The organism is Aetokthonos hydrillicola CCALA 1050 (assembly GCF_017591665.1).
Classification (GTDB): Bacteria; Cyanobacteriota; Cyanobacteriia; order Cyanobacteriales; family Nostocaceae; genus Aetokthonos; species Aetokthonos hydrillicola.
The window spans coordinates 87,394-105,803 of record NZ_JAAKGC010000013.1 but is presented as its reverse complement, the minus strand read 5'-3'; the positions used below and the strand labels follow the sequence as shown (position 1 = coordinate 105,803).

The following is an 18,410-nucleotide window of genomic DNA, read 5'->3' as shown; positions in this document are numbered from 1 at the left end:
GATGGAAGTGTTTTGAGTAGCTATACAACTGTCACAAGCGTCCCACTTCAATCAATTCCCCCGCAGCAATTGTATTTAGCACTTTGCGAAGATCTGGTATCAGAGGAACTAAATCAGGTAGTCTATTACTGGGTGCGACAAGAACAACGACTGCCATCGCAGCTTCCTGTAAGTTTTGTTCATAGCGCAAATTTTGGTCTGTGGTGAGCAGAATCGTGAAGCCGTCTTGACTCATGAGTCGTAGCAATTCACCGTTCTTTTTTCCTGACCATCCCATCTCTACAACCGTACGTATCTCATAATCAGGAAGTTTACGCTTTAAAGGTCGTGGGACACATTCATCAAGCAGGATTCGCATAGGCTGTCAGCATTTCTTTTGCTAATTCAAGGGCTGCGATCGCCTGCTCGCGACTAACACTAGGGAAATGGTCTAGAAACACATCCAATGAATCACCAGCTTCGAGATAATCAAGTAGGGTTTTCATTGGCACACGGGTTCCCACGAAAACAGGGGTTCCCCCCAGAATATCGGGGTCGCTATGAACAATACGGGATGTTAATGCCATAACAAATTTAGCTGACTGGCTGCTAGTCTTTAGTTTAATCTTAACCTTATGTTACCAGGAATCGACTGCAACCGTGTTGTAGTAAACTACAAGCTGGGTTAATAGTGTCAGCTTTAGTCCGGATGGCAAGATGCTAGCTTCTGTTAGTCGTGACAACACAGTGAGGCTATGGAGGCTGGATTTTAATTATTTACTCAACCAAGGGTGCAATTTCCTCATACTACGGCTACGTGGGAATAACTATTGGTTATTTTGCTTACTATTATCTTTATGCCGGAAATTGGAATTATTATACTTCTGGAGCTTGGGCTCATGAAGAAAATCAATGGGCAACTTTATTAAAACCTGGTTTATATCTGTTCGGACAAGCAATTCCTATTCCCAAATTAGTCACTGTTCCTTAAATTTATATAGTGCGACACTCTCAATTACAAGATTTGTAGGTGAATAAGCTTGCTTACGAATGAAAGTCAATGTTAAGTTTCGAATTGTTGAGGTTTGTAAGCGCTTTTGTACCTGATTTTTCAAATCAGAAGTAATGTCAAAAGTAAACTTTTTTATTCCTTGGTTGGGAGTTGGTACATCAAAAAAATTGAGTGAACCAATGTAGTAGTTATCAATCTCAGCAATTCCCTGAAGGCTTGGTAGGTTTAGATAAATGCTGTAGCTTTGGGTGGGTTTAGACTGATATGCAACTTGAACTTCCAGCATATAAACTCGCTGAAAATTATCTGTTTCAATTTCTAAAGGTCTCGATAAAGGAAAAGTGACTTCTGTTGGGGTCAGTGGATTATCCGCCAACTTTATTTTAACTTCTTTAGACGAAATAAGCGTTGCTTCCATCTGATTTTGATTTGCTACCTCGAAAGAGGATAAGGTACTCATTAAAACTTCTTTAGAAAGAGGAGAGATTCGTAACAGAGTGAGTTGCTCCCAGAAAAATTCCCCAAACCCGGAACCCAATGGATTGCACCCTGGTAATACCAGCTGTCAGCGTTTTCGCAAGCTAAAGCTCGCATTTGTTTTAAGGCATTTTCTAGTGAGTCTAAATCCTTTTTACCTTTGTCAGAGAAAACACTACTGCGAGTAAATTGTATCTGCGCAGTTTGAGCAGGTTTGGTACTTGGCTGGACAGATTGGGATTGAGCATAAGCCTCAGTTGGCACTAGGAGTGTGCTGACAGTAGTAAACACTATTAGAATGATGGTACTCAGTAACTTTTTCATAAGTCTATTGAACGTTCCAATATTCAAGGCGCGATATCGACGAACAAATCTCTCAAGAAATCCTCTCAACAAAGTAGAAGTGAAGGAGGTGTTTCTTTCCTTGATAGCGGGAGTTATCACCCGCTAGTAAATCTGCTCCTAAGAAAACAGAATGGTTTCTTTCTATGCACAAACGGCTTTTATCCCTATGGAGAGATAATAATCGAGTTTAGATAGCGGAACTCATCTGTCCTTAAGGAGTTTGGTAATAACATACCAACACGAATCAGCAAACGATTTCAGAGAGAAAAATCCTATCTGAACAAAATTTTTGTCTTCCGCTCTGACGAGAGTAATAAAAGAAACGATAATCCAGGCACTAAATTGACAAACTTTTCAAACACCCTCTAAAGAGCCTAGTTTCTTCAACCGTTGTTAATTAAACCAGTTATCAGCGCTATAATCAAATGTGCTTAATAAATCGATACGACAAGCTGTCAAACTTCCCTAAACCTAGCACCCAAGTTCCCACAAAACACCAAGTCGATCCCCTTCACCGCTTACGGGAATGGCTTTTCGATTAAAAATTCGCCGTGTCCGTTCACGCAGCGTCTCCCTTGGGAGCAGCTGAAAAGCTTTCAACTTGCTATTTTGTAAAATTTCAAATATTGAATAGAAGTGTCAGCAATTGAGAACTCCCGTCCAGCTTCAGTCAGAAAATTATAACGACTACCTTGAAAACCTGTGAACTTCACCAACATCTCGAAACCGTTGAGAAATTGAACTCTATAAGTTACACCCCCCCTGAGTTCATGCTGTGACACAGATTCTCCCTTCAAAGTGTTAAATTCTATCATTAGAGTATCCCTAATTTAAGACAATTTTTAAGCATCACCGGAACTTACGCCTAACAGAAGCGTTGTTTGTAGATGGGGTTGAGATAGATTCCAAGCTCGTCTTATAGAGAGTGTTTCAAATCAATAAGGAACGAATTTACGATACTACTGAATTTACTTGTGATAGTCAAAATATTTAGTCTATCCACCGAGAGAATTTTTGTTAATCTTTAAAGTATTGGAAAATACAAAACACTTGAATAACTACAAAGCTCCATTAGTTCATAGCTGTATCTTTTTTGCTTAGATAATTAACACAAATTTAGATATATCTGCTAAAAACCTAATTTCTTAAACTTAGATCAATTTCTTCTCTTAAAGGAAACTTTAAAAGGCTATACAAGGATGTAGCCCGTACAATTGCGGATACCCTTGAGGTGATGAACCCACAATATCCTCCAGCGGAGGAGGGTTTAGAAAATATTGTCATTCCATGAACCCTACTAATTATGGGGCTATATTAACGTGCGAAATGTTGGCGGCAGCGCGTTAGCGAAGCTCACCGAAGGTATCGCCTTTACAAAGATTTATGATTAAGTAAAATTAACATTTACTAGCTAATGAGTATATATAGCATTTTGAGCCAAACTGAACGCGAACGAGTGAGTGATGGAGCAGTTGTATCTATCTTGAGCGGTTGCGAATCGTCACCAACGATAGGCAATGATTGATTGGCTAGCTAAAAACTGGACGTTTACTAAAACACGAAGTAATAATGGTAACGTTCGATTTTACTTAAAAATACTCAATTATAGTGAGCACCAAACTAGCTGTTATTATTACTGCTTTTAGCTTGCTGATGCTAAACTACCCCAGTTTGGCTGCATCGATTACTCTTTACGATGGTGCATCCGGTGTGACTCCTAACCAATACCCTGATGTATCGTCAACGTTCTTCACTTTTAATTCTCCTAACGGCGGTACTCAGCAAGCTAGTGGTGGAGTGACAAATTTGAATACAACAGCAAACAATTCTATATACGCTGGCTACAGTAACTACAATAATGCCAGCCTCGTCAACTCATCATTTCCCTCGCTAGATAGAAATGCTGGGTATACCTTGAGTTTCACTGTAAAGATTAACTCGGAAGCAGACACTGCTGATGCTACCCACCCTCGTGCAGGTTTCAGTGTTATTGCTCTCAGTAGTGACAAACAAGGGATAGAAATAGGTTTTGGCTTTAATAACAATACCGTTATTTTTTCTCAAGATAATTCCTCTTTTAATCAAATTGGTGAGAATTATAGTTCTGCATCAACTTTACTGGAGAGCCTCACCCAATATGATTTAACCGTTTCTGGTAGCACCTACACCCTGAGTAGTGGTAGTACTACTATTTTGAGCGGTGCGTTACGTAACTATACCGCAGCTACAGGATTTGGAAGTGATGTTTACAGAACTTCTAACTTTATTTTTTTGGGAGACGATACCACTTCTGCAAACGCTAATATCGACCTCAAATATGTAGCTCTTACCACTAACTCTGCTGGCGTACCTTACGAATTTTCTCCATCTTTAGGGATTTTAGCGTTAGCTGCTTGCGGTGGTGTCACTCATTTGATGAAAAAGAAAAATTCATGAATTGGTACTTACCGGGACAGCTAAAAAGTTCTTGGTTTTGGTTATCTGCGATCGCTGTCGGCTTGATACTGATTCAACTTGACTTAACTTATAAAATTCTTGGTAAGGTTGATAGTGTTATTATTAGTGCTTTGTTTTGGTTAGCTATCTCATATCTAATTTGGAATAAACGCCACACTCTCAACTTACAAAGTAATGTTTTTTCAACTTTTTGCGGCTTATTAATTATTATATTTATACTTGTCAAAAGTCAATCATTATTTTGGTACGAGTCTTTTTTTGTTAAACTTTCAGCTTTGCTTTCATTTTTATGTTGGTCTTTATTAGCATCTGGAATTAGTGGATTAAAGCAATACAAACAAGAATTTATAATTTTACTTATTCTTGTATCTGAGCAACAGATAATAACATTGATCTCAGAAAAAATAGATATTAGTATATTAGCTGCTAAATTTTCAACTTTTCTCCTCTGGTACTTAGGATTTCAAGTATCTCGCCAAGGCATTAACGTAATTCTTCCCACAGGAGAAATTCAGATATATTCAGGTTGCTCAGGCTTGAACGCCATAGTCTTATTGTTACAACTAGCATTAGTTTTTATTTTAGTATTTCCTATTAATTTTTTGAATAAAATATTAGTACCTCTTGTAGCTATATTTCTCGCATTTATAATTAACGTATTTCGATTAGCATTGATGGTGCTTCTAGTAGCATCTTCAAATAAGGAAGCGTTTGAATTTTGGCATGGACAGCCTGGTAACGAAGTATTTTCTACACTATCTATTTTGGCTTTTGGATATTTCTGTCATTTTATACTTCGAGAAAATCATCTTGAGGTAATAAGGCGATGAAATGGCAAAAAATACGCATGTTGTTACTGGCTTTAACTTGTATTGGAGTTCTGGCAAATCTTGGAAAGTTAATCGTTGAACCAGAAGCAGGTAATCATAAAGTAACTGAGTTCAATTTTCCTACAGATGTCCCATTAATTGGATCGAAAATGCTAGAAAGCAAACCTTTAATAGACACAGTTATTCAGCAACCAAGAAAATACGATTCTGTTATTTCTGGTAGAGTTTATCACTATACTCAAAATGGCATTTCTTTAAATATAGAAATGAGATATGTATTGGGTACTTTAGGGAATGTAGAGGGATTTATCACACAAAAACCAGACGGTAAACTATTTCAAAGTATACGCAAACAGCAAGGAATTGGTTTCTATGGTCTGTTTGTCGCTCAAAATAAAGCTTATTTGACTAGCTGTATTAACTCGCGTGGAGGGAGTACAGTTACTATAGAGCAGTTTTTACAAAATCGGCGTAGTTATGACCTTGACTTAAGTCGTCTACAGCCTTGGTTATTTGGTCAGCAAAGTCTGACAGATAGGCGTTGTTTATGGGCGCATTTATCAACTCCCTTAAATAAGGCTAATTCTAATTCTGCGTATCAAGTTTTGGAAAAAGCTTGGTTTTTTTGGTATCGCTGGTGGAGTCTCCACTTTCCGCAACACTAATTCAACGCATTGTTATGACAAAATCACAAATATATGATTGGGATGCTAATTCTTTGTTTCGCTTTGGAGGCTATATCTTATTAATTTTAGCTTTAATAGACTTTATTAATATTCTTATTCCATTTCATTTTACCAATCCTGTTTGGGAATTTCAGATGATTGGGGCCTTAGTGGATCATGCAACTGTACCTTTAATAGGTTTGATATTCGTATTTGCTGGTCATAGAAAATTTTCTAATAGATTAGAATTTTATTTACTAAAGTTCCTATCATGGTCTGCTTTATTTGTCGGGGTTTTATTTTTGTTGCTGCTTCCTCTAGGAATTAATAATACCTGGCGTATTGACCATCAAAATAATTTTCAAATTCTTAATCATTCGTCACAAAAAATTGCGCAATTACACCAGATTAAGAAACTTTTAAATAATGCAAAAACGGATCAAGAACTCAATAATATTTTCCATTCCTTCAATAGCGAACAAACCTTACCAAAGCTAGCAAATCCTCAAAATGTGAAAACTCAAATTGTTGCACAAATTGCTCAAATAGAAAAAAATGTAAATAATCAGACAAAAGCAATTCAGAATGATAAACACCAAGAACTTATCAGGAATTCTGTCAAATGGAATTTGGGTGCTTTAATTTGTGCAGTTGCGTTTATTTGGATTTGGCGTGCTACCAACAGTATGTGATTACCTTTGCCTGTGAAATCCTTGAGGGGTGGGAGTAGTGCCCACCAAGGAAAAAAAGATGTGTTGCTCAACGCTCCTGATAATCTTCTGAAGACATGGGATCTAACTCCCATCGACTAGAGTCACGCTCCCCCAAAATATCGTTTGTCTGAAGAGATACCCCATCGTCATAATCTAAGCCAACAGCTTCTCCCAGTTCTTGAACAATGCTTTGATCCGGGGTAGCAACAGTTCCTCCCACTCCTTCCTCACCTACTGCTTCAGCCTGATCCCAACGAGCATCAATATCACCTCCCGATAGTTCTGGACTAGCGGATGTGTATTGCTCCATTCGATCGCGCATGGTTCGTCCGCCAATTTCCAGCCCCGGCTCCAGAGCAACACCCGTTCCATAGGATTCAGTAATTTCTTGAGGTAAATCTGAAATAATCGCTTCCCCGTTATCTTCTACAGGTATATCCGAAACAAGGTCAATATCTTCAACGGGTATATTTGAAAGATTGCGTTCGTTGTCTGTTTTGCTTGTCCGATCAGGCATAATTCTTCTTACAAATCATCTAAATACAACATATCTAAAGGTGATAGTCACTATAATCCGCAAATAGAATGAGATCTCATTTCAAAGTGCTGACTCAGGAAAAAGACAGGCTCATTAACTTATCAGTTCATGAATCTTCAGATCCAAGTCTAGTAAGAGCTAATCGGGATAAACAAGCTCCGCAGGATAGAAATGAGTTGAACAACTCTCCGTGATTTAGGCGTTGGGTTTGGGTGTTAAACTTAGCAGCAGCAGTCGTAATTAAAATCTCATGAGCAGCTTAAGTTGTTTCTAGAAGGTAAAACCGAAGAAACTATTCAGCGATTAGCGTCAATGTCGGCGCTGGGACGAATTGGTGAACCAGAAGAGATTTCCCGTGTTGTTCTATTTTTGGCTAGTGAATCTGCTGGATGGGTAACAGGACAAAATATAGCCGTGAACGGAGGTTCTGCTTAGGAAAAATTAAAGTAGCACTTGATGTTGGCTTCAAGTTGCTGCCTCAAAGAAAGCTTTCATCTCCGTAAACCATTCCTCACGCGATTTATCCCACGTGTAGAACATGTGCCCACCCAGAAAATGTCTTAAAGTCAGATTAGGGCGAATTTCAGGATTAAGTCTCATCAAATCTGCTAAATAATTTGAGGAGAAATACGGAGTAACCAGATCAAAAACTCCGTGGGTTATATACACACGCATATAGGGGTTTAGCGTCATCCCCACCCGCAAATCATCGACTGCGCCGATAAAGCCCTGTTTAAAATCACCTTTGAGATCAAACTTCCAAGCTTTAAATGTTTCCAAATTCAGTAGATTGTAAGTTAGGTCAGTCTCAACCCCCAACGTGTCGCGTAAATGACTGTTGATTGCTCCGGTAAACAGTCGGTCAAGACCATCTAGGGTGGGATCTATACCCTCGTAAACTATACGATCAGGGAACGGATCGATCGCCGTAATGGAAGCGTCATACAGTCCAACAATACGCTGTTGATCTCGCAGCAGTTCCCTAGCAAACACTTCAATGTTGATCCTTCCTGCCTGTCTTTCAACCAATGCTACAGGCAAGCCAATTAAATCTGCCATTTGCTGATAAGCACTTTGACGTTCATCAGATGGGAACGCATCTCCCATCGCCAGCATTGGAATCAGGGTTTTGCGTGCAAATTGTTCTGCTGTTGCGGTGTGAGCTTGGATATCTCCCGGTTTTCCTGCCCACTGAACACGACCGTGATAAGCGCCACAGGCGGCAAAGGAAGGTAGCAACGATGCCCACGAACTCAGATTGTAGTCGCTACCCCCTAGCAAGCTGAACTCTAGAGCCGGGGAAATTATAATAGCACCTGAAAGACCAATGCCAAATTCCTGCTGCAGCTTACGAGCTAAGCGAGCTACCCGAAAGCCACCGTAACTTTCACCGGCAATAAAAATCGGTGCTAGCCACCGCTTGTTTTGAGAGAGAAATCTTTGCATAAATTCCCCAAGTGCTTTCAAGTCTCGCTCGACTTCCCAAAATTCTATTTCCTTGGGTTTATTTTCCTGTTCAGGATCAACTTTCTGGCTTGATTTATCTTCAGTATCTTTATTTTGAGGTAGACTTCGGCTGAAGCCTGTGCCGAGCGGATCAATAAACACCAGATCAGTAAAGCTCAACCAGCTTTCAAAATTATCGACTACCCGAACTGGAGGTTTAGGTAAGGTACCATTGGTTCCGAAATGGACACGCTTTGGACCTAATGCTCCCATATGTAGATACGCTGAAGCCGCTCCAGGTCCGCCATTAAAAACAAAGGTGAGCGGTCGGGGCGATGCGTACTCAGCGTCAGCTATATAAGCCACATAAAACATTTCAGCAACGGGCAAATCCTTGTCGAACAGGGTTTGCCAATCAGCAATGGCAGTATAGCGAATCTGTTGCTCCCCAAGCGATAGTGTATGCTCAGTTTTACTCTTCTTGCGGGGGGTTGCAGGTGGATTGGGACTCTCAGGCATGGTTAAAGCGATAGTGCAGAAGGACGAGGGTATCTGGTGAAAATTGTACTCAACCAAGAGAAGAAATACTATCAAAAGCGGGGCTTGAATCCATCCCCCTTGTGGGTAGAATTTTTATTTTTTTGGGTAGGATATACCCACACTTCTGACTTCTCCACATGCCGTGAAAAGTCAGCTATATAGTTAGTGTGATAATAAATTCTGTACCCTGCCCTCTTGTGGAATTAACATCAATCTTTCCTCCATGTTTTTCCACAATAATCTGGCGAGCGATCGCCAATCCTAGACCAGTACCTTTACCTACACCCTTAGTAGTAAATAAGGAGTCAAATATTTTTTCTTTAACTGCCTCTGTCATACCTATGCCATTATCAGCAATTTGAATTTTGACGTATTCTTGCTCATACACGGATGTTCGAATAGTGATGCGATTGGGGTTTTCTTCAATCTCTGCAAAACTGCGTCCCTCGTTTGATTCATCCAAAGCATCTATTGCGTTTGCTAAGATGTTCATAAATACTTGATTGAGTTGTCCAGGGAAACAGTGAATCTGGGGTAAATCACCGTACTCTTTGACTACGTCTATCACTGGACGAGTGTCATTAGCTTTCAGGCGGTGCTTAAGAATCAGAATGGCACTGTCAATACCTTCATGAATATTAAAGAGTACCTGATGATCTTTATCAGCTCTTGAGAAAGTGCGGAGACTAGTGCTGATATTTTCGATGCGATCGCACCCAACTTCCATTGATTGAATCATGTTGGGTAAATCCTCAATTAGGTAACTGATATCTACTTTTTTGGCGTGGGCTGCTATTTTAGTGTCAGAAGCACTTGATCGATATAAGCTAAGGTGATCAACAATATCTTGCAAACCTGTTTTAACTTCGCTGAGATTTCCTGAAATAAAACCCAGAGGATTATTGATTTCATGTGCTACACCTGCTACTAAATTACCCAGAGCAGACATTTTTTCGCTTTGTATAAGTTGCAATTGCATTTTCTGGAGGTCAGAGAGTGAAATCTCTAGACGCTTAGCATTGTCTTGTGCTTGTTGATAAAGTCGAGAATTCTCTAAAGAGATCGCTGCTTGGGACGTGATCAGATTCAAAATTGTGACGCGATCGCTAGTAAACGCATTTGTAGCCAGATTATTTTCTAAATACAGGATACCAATAAATTTGCCCTGATAAAAAATGGGGGTACACAAGATTGATTTTGGTTGATGCTGCTGGATATAAGGATCTGATTGAGCGATATCTTCAGAAATAGCGTCGTTCAACACTAAAGGTTCCCGAGTTCTAGCGACATAGTTAACAAGAGAAACAGGAATATCTTTACTGTCTGCAATTGGAGTGGATTCCACAATAACAGAAGAATTTTCTGTATTATTGATTGCTTTTATAAATAAGTCATTGTCTTTAACCAAAATCAGACAGCCTTTTTGAGCAGCGGCATTTTCCAGAATAATACGTAAGAGAGTATCTAGAAGTTGATCTAGAACTATTACACTGCTAATTGCTTGCAAAGCTTTTATTACCGTCACCAAATCTAAAATATTATTGCTATTAATTCCACTTTCCAAATAGTGCTTTGTAACAATAGTTTTAGTAGCATCTATTGCAGAGTCCTGGGTATTTTCGCTATGAATTATCAAATGGGGATAGCGTTCATTTAACTCTTTCACTTTTGCTATTGCTCCCCAATGTATATAATCATAGTAGGCTTCAGTCATATACATTTTAGCAATCTTTTCTTTACCCAGACCAAGATAAAACTTAGCTGCAAGCTCATTTATCAAGGCTGCATCTTGGATATAACTATTTTCTTTAGCTCCTGCAAGGGCACGATCATATAAATTGCTGGCTACTTGTACCTCACCTAATACTCGTGCTTTTTCCGCCTCAACTAACTCATATTTATGCTTGAAGTTACATGGTGCTTGTTTAGCCAATTTTTTCATTTTTTGCTGATTAAATTCTACTTGCTTTATATATTTCTTATTGTTCCGATATGTGTGGTCGTTGCAAAGAGCCAGGAGAGATAAAGAATAATAAAAATTATTATAAATATAAATTAAGAACCCTGCATTATCCGCATGAGTTTTTTCTACTATGAGCGCATTCTCTATTGCTAATTCATAATCATTAAATAAATACGCCAAAATAGCTTTACATCCATAATAAAACCCTTTATAAGAATAATTTTTAATAACATCCGATGCCATCGTTTTTTCGTCAAAAGCTTCACCGATTAAAGCAGATTTATTCGATGACCGTGATTGTAAATTTAAAGCAGTTTGTCTAAAAACACTAGCAGCTCCTGCTATAGCTTCAAGTTTTAGCTTGTGCATTAAATCAATATAAGCTAAAAGTTTTTTATCTACTAGTTCCAAGCTTTTTCCAGAAAGCAATGAATTACATCCTGCAATCACAGCACAATAACCAGCATTTTCTATATTTCCCATTTCTAATCCACTTTGCAGTCCCTCCAAACAAGAATCTATTGTGTCTTGAAGAGGATCTTTAAAAAAGCGAATTGTACCATTAAATACAAAATGAACTGTTGCTTTAAGGGAGTTAGCATTCATATTTGAAATCAAATCTACTCCTAACTTACCGAATTTATATCCTGTATCAAATTCACCAAGTTTATCAGATATAATGGATCCGTAAGCTGTATAAGCATAAGCAGAAGCAGGGGATCTACCATATTTCACGGATAGTCGAACCATTGCTAATATAGATAATCCAAAAAGAAGAGAGCCAGCCTGACTAGCAGTAGGAACAATTTGCAATAAAATTTGCATAGCTGCTAATTTATAAGGCTCGCACATTTCTGGCAACGAAGCCAATTTTTCTATTGGTTTACCCAGTAATGTTAATTTAGTCTCAACAAGTGATGAAATAACATCTAATTTTGTGGGTTTTATGGGTAATATTACTCCTAGTTCTTTAAGAACTTCCACTCCAATCTCTAAAGCTTCTGTAATCTTCTTTTGTGCAGTACAAATTAGCATTTTAACTTCATAGATCTTGACTTTATCTAAAATATTATTAGCTTGGTTGACTATAATATTTACTAGCTCGTTTGCTCTATCGAAATTACCAGTTAAATACTCTGCCTCTGTAGTTTCAACATATAAATTTAGCGTAGAGACATAGTTTTTTTGCCAGCTGTCTACAGATAAAAGTTCCAAACCTATATTTAAGTACTTGGCTGCAGCTTCATACGCTGTTGCTTGCTTAGCTTTCTTACCAGCTAAAAGATTAAGTTCAGCTAATTCATCTTTTTGGAATTGTTGAGTCAGTAAGTTTAAGCCAAAATTAAGCTGGTTGACAATATCCAAAATATTTTCTATCACTGATTCAGGCGGTGTCTGTTCCCGTAAGAGCTGGCCTATTTTTAAATGAGTTGATTGTTTTTGAGTGTCTGGAATTAGAGAATAAGCAGCTTGCTGAACCCTGTCGTGTAAGAATTTATAAGCTACATTTTTAGCGTCAAAAGTTAAATTAACAGAATCTTGTTGTTCAAATACTAAAGGAATACGGTAAGCATCGCTTAAGGGTAAAATTAATCCAGCTTGTAAGGCATAATAAAGTTCACTAGCAGTAGTTGCATGTGATTTTTCGTTCACTATTGAGAGGACATTTAAAGAAAATTGGTTGCCTATGCAAGCAGCCAATTTTAAAATTTCCTGTGTAGCTTGGGGTAAATTTTCTATTTGACTCGCAACTAGTTCTACTATACCTTTATTTGTAATACCAATTGATTGAATTTCTTCTATATTCCAATACCATAAACCAGTTTTAAAGTTAAATTTAAATAATTTTTCTTGATATAGAACCAACAAGAGTTGGGTTAGAAAAAATGGATTACCACCTGTTTTATTATAAAGTAAATCCGCTAATATTTGGACTTTTCCTACAGATGTATTAAATGTATCTGCAACTAATTGGCTGACATCTTTTAGAGAAAGCGATCGCAGAATAATATTATGAGAAATAGTGTTATTTTTAGTAATTTGCTCTACTGTTTGAATTAATGGATGTGTAGGGGTGACTTCATTATCTCGATAAGCCCCTATCAAAAGTAAATATTTACTATTAGGGTCAGTGATCAGCAGTTGCATTAACTTTAATGTAGCTGAATCTGCCCATTGCAAATCATCAAGAAAGATGACCAAAGGATGTTCTTTTTGGGTGAATACACGGATAAATTCACTAAAAACACGATTGAAGCGATTTTGTGACTCTGCTGCACCTAGTTGAACGACTTGTGGTTGTTTCCCGATGATCAATTCCACTTGGGGAATCACATCAATAATAACTTGTCCATTAGACCCAACAGTAGCCAATATTTTACTACGCCATTTTTCAAGTTGAGTAGTATTTTCGGTCAATAGTTGTCGCATCAATCCACTGAAAGCTTGAATCAGCGGTGCATAAGGAATATTCCGTTGGAACTGGTCAAACTTACCACTAATAAAGAAACCTTTAGCGCGGGTAATAGGTTTATTGATCTCGTTAACTACTGAAGACTTCCCAATTCCTGAATAACCAGAAACTAAAATAAGTTCTCGACTTCCTTGGCTAACTCTCTCAAACGCCTTCAAAAGAGAATTAACTTGAGTTTCTCTACCATAAAGCTTTTGAGGAATGAGCAATTGACTTAAGATATCTAAACGACCAGGTATAAAGCCAGTGGTTTTACCAGTTGTTCTTAACTGTTCGGAACAAAGTTCCAGATCTGCCAATAGTCCTTTAGCTGTTTGATAGCGGTCTTCAGCATTTTTTGCCATGAGTTTACAAACTATTGCTGAAATAGCACTGGGAACGTCTGGATTTAATTCCTTAATATCTACAGGTTGTCTAGCAATATGGCAGTAAACTAACTCGAGTGGATCATCACTTTCAAAAGGTAATTTTCCTGTAAGCATTTCATAAAAAGTAACTCCAAGAGAATAAAAGTCACTGCGATAGTCAAGGGTACGGTTCATTCGCCCAGTCTGTTCTGGGGACATGTAAGCTAAGGTACCTTCTAGTTGTTTAGGATTGGTGAGTTGTGGCGTTTCTTTATTTAATTGTGAAGCGATACTAAAATCTGTAAGCTTTACAATCCCAGTTTTAGGATTGATAATAATGTTGTCTGATTTAATGTCTTTGTGAATTATGTGGTGAGTATGTATTGACACCAAAGCTCGTGTTACTTGAATAGCAATACTCATAAAACTATTTAGCTGTAGTTTGTTAGAGCTAAGTAATTCTTTAAGTGATTGCCCATAAAAGTCTTCAAATGCTACTGCTAAACGGGTTTCGTGGTTCTCTAGTCTTAGAACTTTAACAACACTTTCTGAATCCAGGTTCTGTGTAATTTGGTACTCATGTTTCAACCGAGTTATTGCATCTAGCGAAGGATATTCTTTTTTGAGGATTTTTAGAATTACAGATTGTTGATCTACCTGGGATGTAGCACGATAGACAACTGTATCATCTCCCTCATGTAGAATTTCATGTAGCTGATAACTTGGAATTAAGGTAGATGTATCCATTGCAATATCCTTCTTGGTAGACATAAGACTTTAAATGGTGGATTCTATACTAAAGAAAAATCCTTATATAGCTTGTGAGCAAAATTGAAAGCACCAATCAACTTCAAAGAATTTAGACCGAGTTGTCTTACATCGTAATTATTTGCTAGAAGTGAACTTGATTCCATACAAGACGAATTTTACCAACTTGGTATGAGTCCGAAAAGTTAATTGAAGGCTCTAAATATGATGTGTCCATCTTAAGCTACTGATCTGACAGATGACCAGTATGAGTTGATCACTGGCAAACTTTTCGGTTCGCAAAGTTCTTGTAAGTCTACTTTCTTGGGTTCTTTGGGGATCCCTTTAAAAAAATTGGGTAAGTACTGATAAATCAAGGCCTTGTCAAATTTTGGACATTGAATGCTAGAACCTTGTATAGCGCTAAGGGTATTATCAGCTTTGAGTACAGGGGTACGATGGTGTACCTCCAAAATAGTGCTACGGTTTTGATAGACTTTTTCTTGGAAGAAAGAGGTCAGCGAATGCAAAGGATTAACCGGTGATAAGGTGGAGAGAGCATTCAACCAATTTTTGATCGAAATTTTCTGTAACGGGTACCCTAACTCTGTTAAGTACTCAAATATCTCGACATGACTTAACTCGTCTTCTCTTGGTACAAGAATATTGTAATTACCACCTATGTACTGATTGTCTGAGGAAATATGAGCTATGACGCTAGCAACGTAGTCAACAGGTACGGGACTCCAATATTTTTCCGGTAAGTCGGGAAACATATTCATTTGAAGACAGCCGCTCACAAAGCGGTAGAATGTATCGTTGAGGTTAGCAATTCCTGTTTGCCTGTGTCCGGAAATAAACCCAGGACGGTAAATTGAAACTGCTAATCCTTGTTCCCTTGCTGACCTTACCATTCGTTCAGCAGTCCACTTCGTCCGTACATAAGCAGATTCAACGGACATAATTGGTGCAAACAGATCAATGTCGGAATCTTCTGAAACTTCATCAATCCCTAGCAATGAAGACGGTGAGCCATAAACAGACAAAGTAGATACATAATGAACTACTTTGTGGCGACGATGCGCTGCTAAGGCAATCAGATTAGCAGTACCATCTAGGTTAGATTTTTTAATGAGTGAATAAGGTTTGATGTAATTGGTATCAGCAGCAACATGATAGATTAGATCAACTTCTTCACCCAGTTTGTTAAATAATTCTGTTGGAAGTTGCAACTGTGGCTGCTCTATATCCCCAACTATAGGATGTACCTGTGGTAATCCTGCTGTTGGTAGCTGATACTCGGTAAAGGTCTTATATAGCCTTGCCATTGCAACTTGATCGTTCTGTGCTCGTACGATACAGTAAATTTTTCGATAGCTATCTTTTTTGAGGAGTTCATGCAATAGGTGTGCACCCAGAAAACCTGTTGCACCTGTGATTAGCGCGCAGCCATATTTATTTTCTGGTCTTTGCTGCCAAATGGATGTATTTAACTCTGGAGAAAGTCTAGCTTCTGCTTGTAAATCAATATATCTATCATCAGCTACATCATCGGTCTTAATTTTACACTGTTCTAGCAATCTTGCTAAATCCAATGGTGTAGGGTACTCATAAACTAAGCGAGAAGGAATAGAAACATTAAAATTCCACTCAAGTGCATATAAGATATGAGCTATGCAGAGTGAACTACCTCCCATATGAAAGAAATTACTCTCACGAGTGCAGGTGCCAATAGGCAATTGTAAAACTTCATCAAATATCGCGGCAATCTTAACAGAGTTATCTTCACTGTTAGTACTGAAAGATGGCGATCGCGGTAGTTCTGGCAAACTACCCCGGTCTACCTTACTACGGTTAGGGAGCAAAGGTAATTCATTCATAAAGATAAAATGCTCAGGCACCATGTAATCTGGTAGTTGTTCAGCAGCAAAGCGTTGCAAATGTTTTTGTGTGAGAAACTGATTAGCTTTTGGAACAACGTATGCAACAAGCATTGATTGACCAGAATTTTCTGGCATATCAGTATTTCGTGTAGCTCCAGTTCTAATTGCCTTGACTGCATTCATCTGTACGCTAGGGTGTTGAGCAAGTAGCATTTCAATGGCTTCTAGTTCTATACGCTTACCTCGTATTTTGACTTGATTGTCACTTCTGCCAACATAATGTATCAGATCCGGACGTTCGGGGTCTTCGTAAACAACATCTCCAGTCTTATAGATCTTGCCCGAACCAAAGGGGTTATCTAGAAAACGTGCATTTGTTATATTCGGTTTTCCGAGGTAACCTTTGCTAACTCCTACACCACCTACATATAACTCACCCTTTTGACCCCTCTCACAAAGCCTGAGTTCTTCATCAAGAACGTATAGTTCTACATTTGGTAGTGCATAGCCAATAGGTAGATTAATATCCTGTGGCTGAAACTCATAAATCGTGCAACACACAGTTATTTCTGTGGGTCCGTAAGCATTGAAAAAGCGAGTACGAGGTGAAATCCAGGCTTTGGCAAGTGATATAGAACAAGCTTCACCACCTGCAACCACCATCTGTAAATCAGGTAGCTGATTACGAAACGGTGTTAGAGTTGCTAGCACAGAAGGTGAGAGTGTCACCCAATGTATCCGTTGTCTAGCAATGAAGTCTGCCAATGGTTGTCCTGGAAGCATTTTCTCTCTTGCTCCCAGTACCAAAGTTGCACCAGCGCATAGTGCTGTTACTAATTCCCACACCACTAGATCAAAGCTCAGTGAGGCAAACTGAAGTAAACGTAACCCAGGTTTTATATCAAAAAAACTACAGGTTGCTAAAGCTAAATTTAGTAAACCTTGATGTCTTAGCATGACTCCTTTTGGCACACCTGTAGAGCCAGATGTATAAATAATGTAAGCTAGTTGATCCTGGTCAACGACTGGAGATGGGACAGAGGGTTTAGTTAACTGCTCGGAAACAATCGGGGTATCTAAAAAATACATCTGCCCGTCAATACCGCTTTGACGTAGAGCAGGCTCAATATCAAATGCAAACTTTTGCTGTATCAAGACTGTGGTTAATTTTGCGTCGCTGATCATATAGCTGAGTCGCTGGCGAGGCAAATCTGGATCAAGAGGAACAAAAGCTGCACCTGCTTTCAAAATTGCATAGATAGCAATGACCATTTCAAAAGAAGGTTCTGTGCAAATCCCAACTAAACTGTTAGGTTTCAGCATACCTTGTGCTGTCAAATAGCTATATAAGCCTTCTGCTCGTTGGTATAGTTCTCCATAAGTTAACTGCTGCTCTTCAAGTACCAGTGCCACTTGATTAGAGTATTGGTGACAAATATAGTCAAGCAGAGTAACTATTGTGTGATGGGAAGTCAAATTTGTTAAAGTTTTTGATTGCGTGATCATAATTGTTGTTTCCAGAATCTTGAGCAAACTAATATCCCTAAATTACTGATAGATATTTGCTTGAATTCGTGCTTCTCTTTTTGTTATCAGTTCACTTTCTACTTACAGATTTACAAATGGCGTGTCGTCTTTTGAAATAAGGAAAAATACATTCCCAAGCTTAATTACCAGATTTTTCTATCAAAAGCATTACTTTTTTTAGCATTTTTATTTTTTAAAAAATATTTTATTATTGTTTGTTCATGATTTGTTGTTGATTGAACTTTATTGTGGCATATTTTTTTTTGAGTGGTATGTCTTTAATTGAATCTTCATTAATAAGAAAAAATGAATTAGAAATATTAGAAAAAATATTGATTGTTTACTGTTTGCTGATTTTTCTCTTAGAAAATATACTGATCAATACTCTAAAACGTATTCATCTAAAAAAGCTATTATCTGCTTTTTGTACGCGTTACAAGCATCTAGATAAAGCAAATATCTCTCCTA

Annotated in this window: 14 protein-coding genes and 1 pseudogene; 7 read left to right on the top strand and 8 right to left on the bottom strand. The window is 38.2% G+C overall.

Annotation, left to right across the window (positions count from 1 at the left end; genetic code table 11):
• Positions 1 to 31 precede the first annotated feature (31 nt).
• Positions 32 to 358 (bottom strand): DUF5615 family PIN-like protein, encoded by a 327-nt coding sequence (locus tag G4P69_RS09345; RefSeq protein WP_208340132.1) that lies wholly within the window; start codon positions 356 to 358, stop codon positions 32 to 34.
• Positions 342 to 566, bottom strand: coding sequence for a DUF433 domain-containing protein (locus G4P69_RS09340; RefSeq protein ID WP_208340131.1), 225 nt, complete (start codon positions 564 to 566; stop codon positions 342 to 344). Before G4P69_RS09340 ends, G4P69_RS09345 begins: the two co-directional genes overlap by 17 nt.
• Before the next feature lie 100 nt (positions 567 to 666).
• Between G4P69_RS09340 and G4P69_RS09335 the strand changes: the two are divergent.
• Both G4P69_RS09335 and G4P69_RS09330 read left to right on the top strand, forming a co-directional pair.
• A pseudogene (locus G4P69_RS09335) lies at positions 667 to 882 on the top strand (WD40 repeat domain-containing protein); the annotation flags it as partial.
• Positions 797 to 970 (top strand): hypothetical protein, encoded by a 174-nt coding sequence (locus G4P69_RS09330; RefSeq protein ID WP_208340185.1) that lies wholly within the window; start codon positions 797 to 799, stop codon positions 968 to 970. The pseudogene G4P69_RS09335 and the gene G4P69_RS09330, both read left to right, overlap by 86 nt.
• Here G4P69_RS09330 and G4P69_RS09325 read toward each other — a convergent pair.
• Positions 957 to 1,451: a hypothetical protein gene (locus tag G4P69_RS09325; protein WP_208340129.1), complete on the bottom strand. Its 495-nt coding sequence runs from the start codon at positions 1,449 to 1,451 to the stop codon at positions 957 to 959. The genes G4P69_RS09330 and G4P69_RS09325 overlap by 14 nt on opposite strands.
• Positions 1,452 to 2,409: 958 nt before the next feature.
• Entirely contained in the window at positions 2,410 to 2,628 is a 219-nt protein-coding gene (locus G4P69_RS09320) for a hypothetical protein (protein WP_208340128.1), read from the bottom strand.
• Between the two features lie 793 nt (positions 2,629 to 3,421).
• Here G4P69_RS09320 and G4P69_RS09315 point away from each other — a divergent pair.
• Genes G4P69_RS09315 through hpsJ-A form a run of 4 tightly spaced genes read left to right on the top strand, consistent with a single transcriptional unit; the run spans position 3,422 to position 6,457 of the window.
• Positions 3,422 to 4,249: a PFE-CTERM domain-containing protein gene (locus G4P69_RS09315; protein WP_208340127.1), complete on the top strand. Its 828-nt coding sequence runs from the start codon at positions 3,422 to 3,424 to the stop codon at positions 4,247 to 4,249.
• Positions 4,246 to 5,100, top strand: coding sequence for a cyanoexosortase A (gene crtA, locus G4P69_RS09310; RefSeq protein ID WP_208340126.1), 855 nt, complete (start codon positions 4,246 to 4,248; stop codon positions 5,098 to 5,100). The genes G4P69_RS09315 and crtA overlap by 4 nt, the downstream gene beginning before the upstream one ends.
• Positions 5,097 to 5,765, top strand: a complete 669-nt coding sequence (locus tag G4P69_RS09305; RefSeq protein ID WP_208340125.1) for a cyanoexosortase A system-associated protein — start codon at positions 5,097 to 5,099, stop codon at positions 5,763 to 5,765. Before crtA ends, G4P69_RS09305 begins: the two co-directional genes overlap by 4 nt.
• Positions 5,766 to 5,779: 14 nt before the next feature.
• Positions 5,780 to 6,457: an HpsJ-like protein, cyanoexosortase A-associated gene (hpsJ-A, locus tag G4P69_RS09300; RefSeq protein ID WP_208340124.1), complete on the top strand. Its 678-nt coding sequence runs from the start codon at positions 5,780 to 5,782 to the stop codon at positions 6,455 to 6,457.
• Positions 6,458 to 6,524: 67 nt separating this feature from the next.
• On the opposite strand, the gene G4P69_RS09295 is transcribed toward hpsJ-A, so the two are convergent.
• Entirely contained in the window at positions 6,525 to 6,995 is a 471-nt protein-coding gene (locus tag G4P69_RS09295; RefSeq protein ID WP_243902921.1) for a DUF6335 family protein, read from the bottom strand.
• A 285-nt stretch (positions 6,996 to 7,280) separates the two neighbouring features.
• Between G4P69_RS09295 and G4P69_RS09290 the strand changes: the two genes are divergently transcribed.
• Positions 7,281 to 7,451, top strand: a complete 171-nt coding sequence (locus tag G4P69_RS09290) for an SDR family oxidoreductase (protein ID WP_243902920.1) — start codon at positions 7,281 to 7,283, stop codon at positions 7,449 to 7,451.
• Positions 7,452 to 7,481: 30 nt separating this feature from the next.
• On the opposite strand, the gene G4P69_RS09285 is transcribed toward G4P69_RS09290, so the two are convergent.
• The 3 genes from G4P69_RS09285 to G4P69_RS09275 all read right to left on the bottom strand — a co-directional run bounded on the left by G4P69_RS09285 (position 7,482) and on the right by G4P69_RS09275 (position 17,921).
• Positions 7,482 to 8,981, bottom strand: a complete 1,500-nt coding sequence (locus G4P69_RS09285; RefSeq protein ID WP_208349529.1) for a S10 family peptidase — start codon at positions 8,979 to 8,981, stop codon at positions 7,482 to 7,484.
• 175 nt (positions 8,982 to 9,156) lie between these two features.
• Positions 9,157 to 14,532: a trifunctional serine/threonine-protein kinase/ATP-binding protein/sensor histidine kinase gene (locus G4P69_RS09280; RefSeq protein ID WP_208349526.1), complete on the bottom strand. Its 5,376-nt coding sequence runs from the start codon at positions 14,530 to 14,532 to the stop codon at positions 9,157 to 9,159.
• Positions 14,533 to 14,771: 239 nt separating this feature from the next.
• Positions 14,772 to 17,921, bottom strand: coding sequence for a non-ribosomal peptide synthetase family protein (locus tag G4P69_RS09275; protein WP_208349523.1), 3,150 nt, complete (start codon positions 17,919 to 17,921; stop codon positions 14,772 to 14,774).
• Between the last annotated feature and the right edge of the window lie 489 nt (positions 17,922 to 18,410).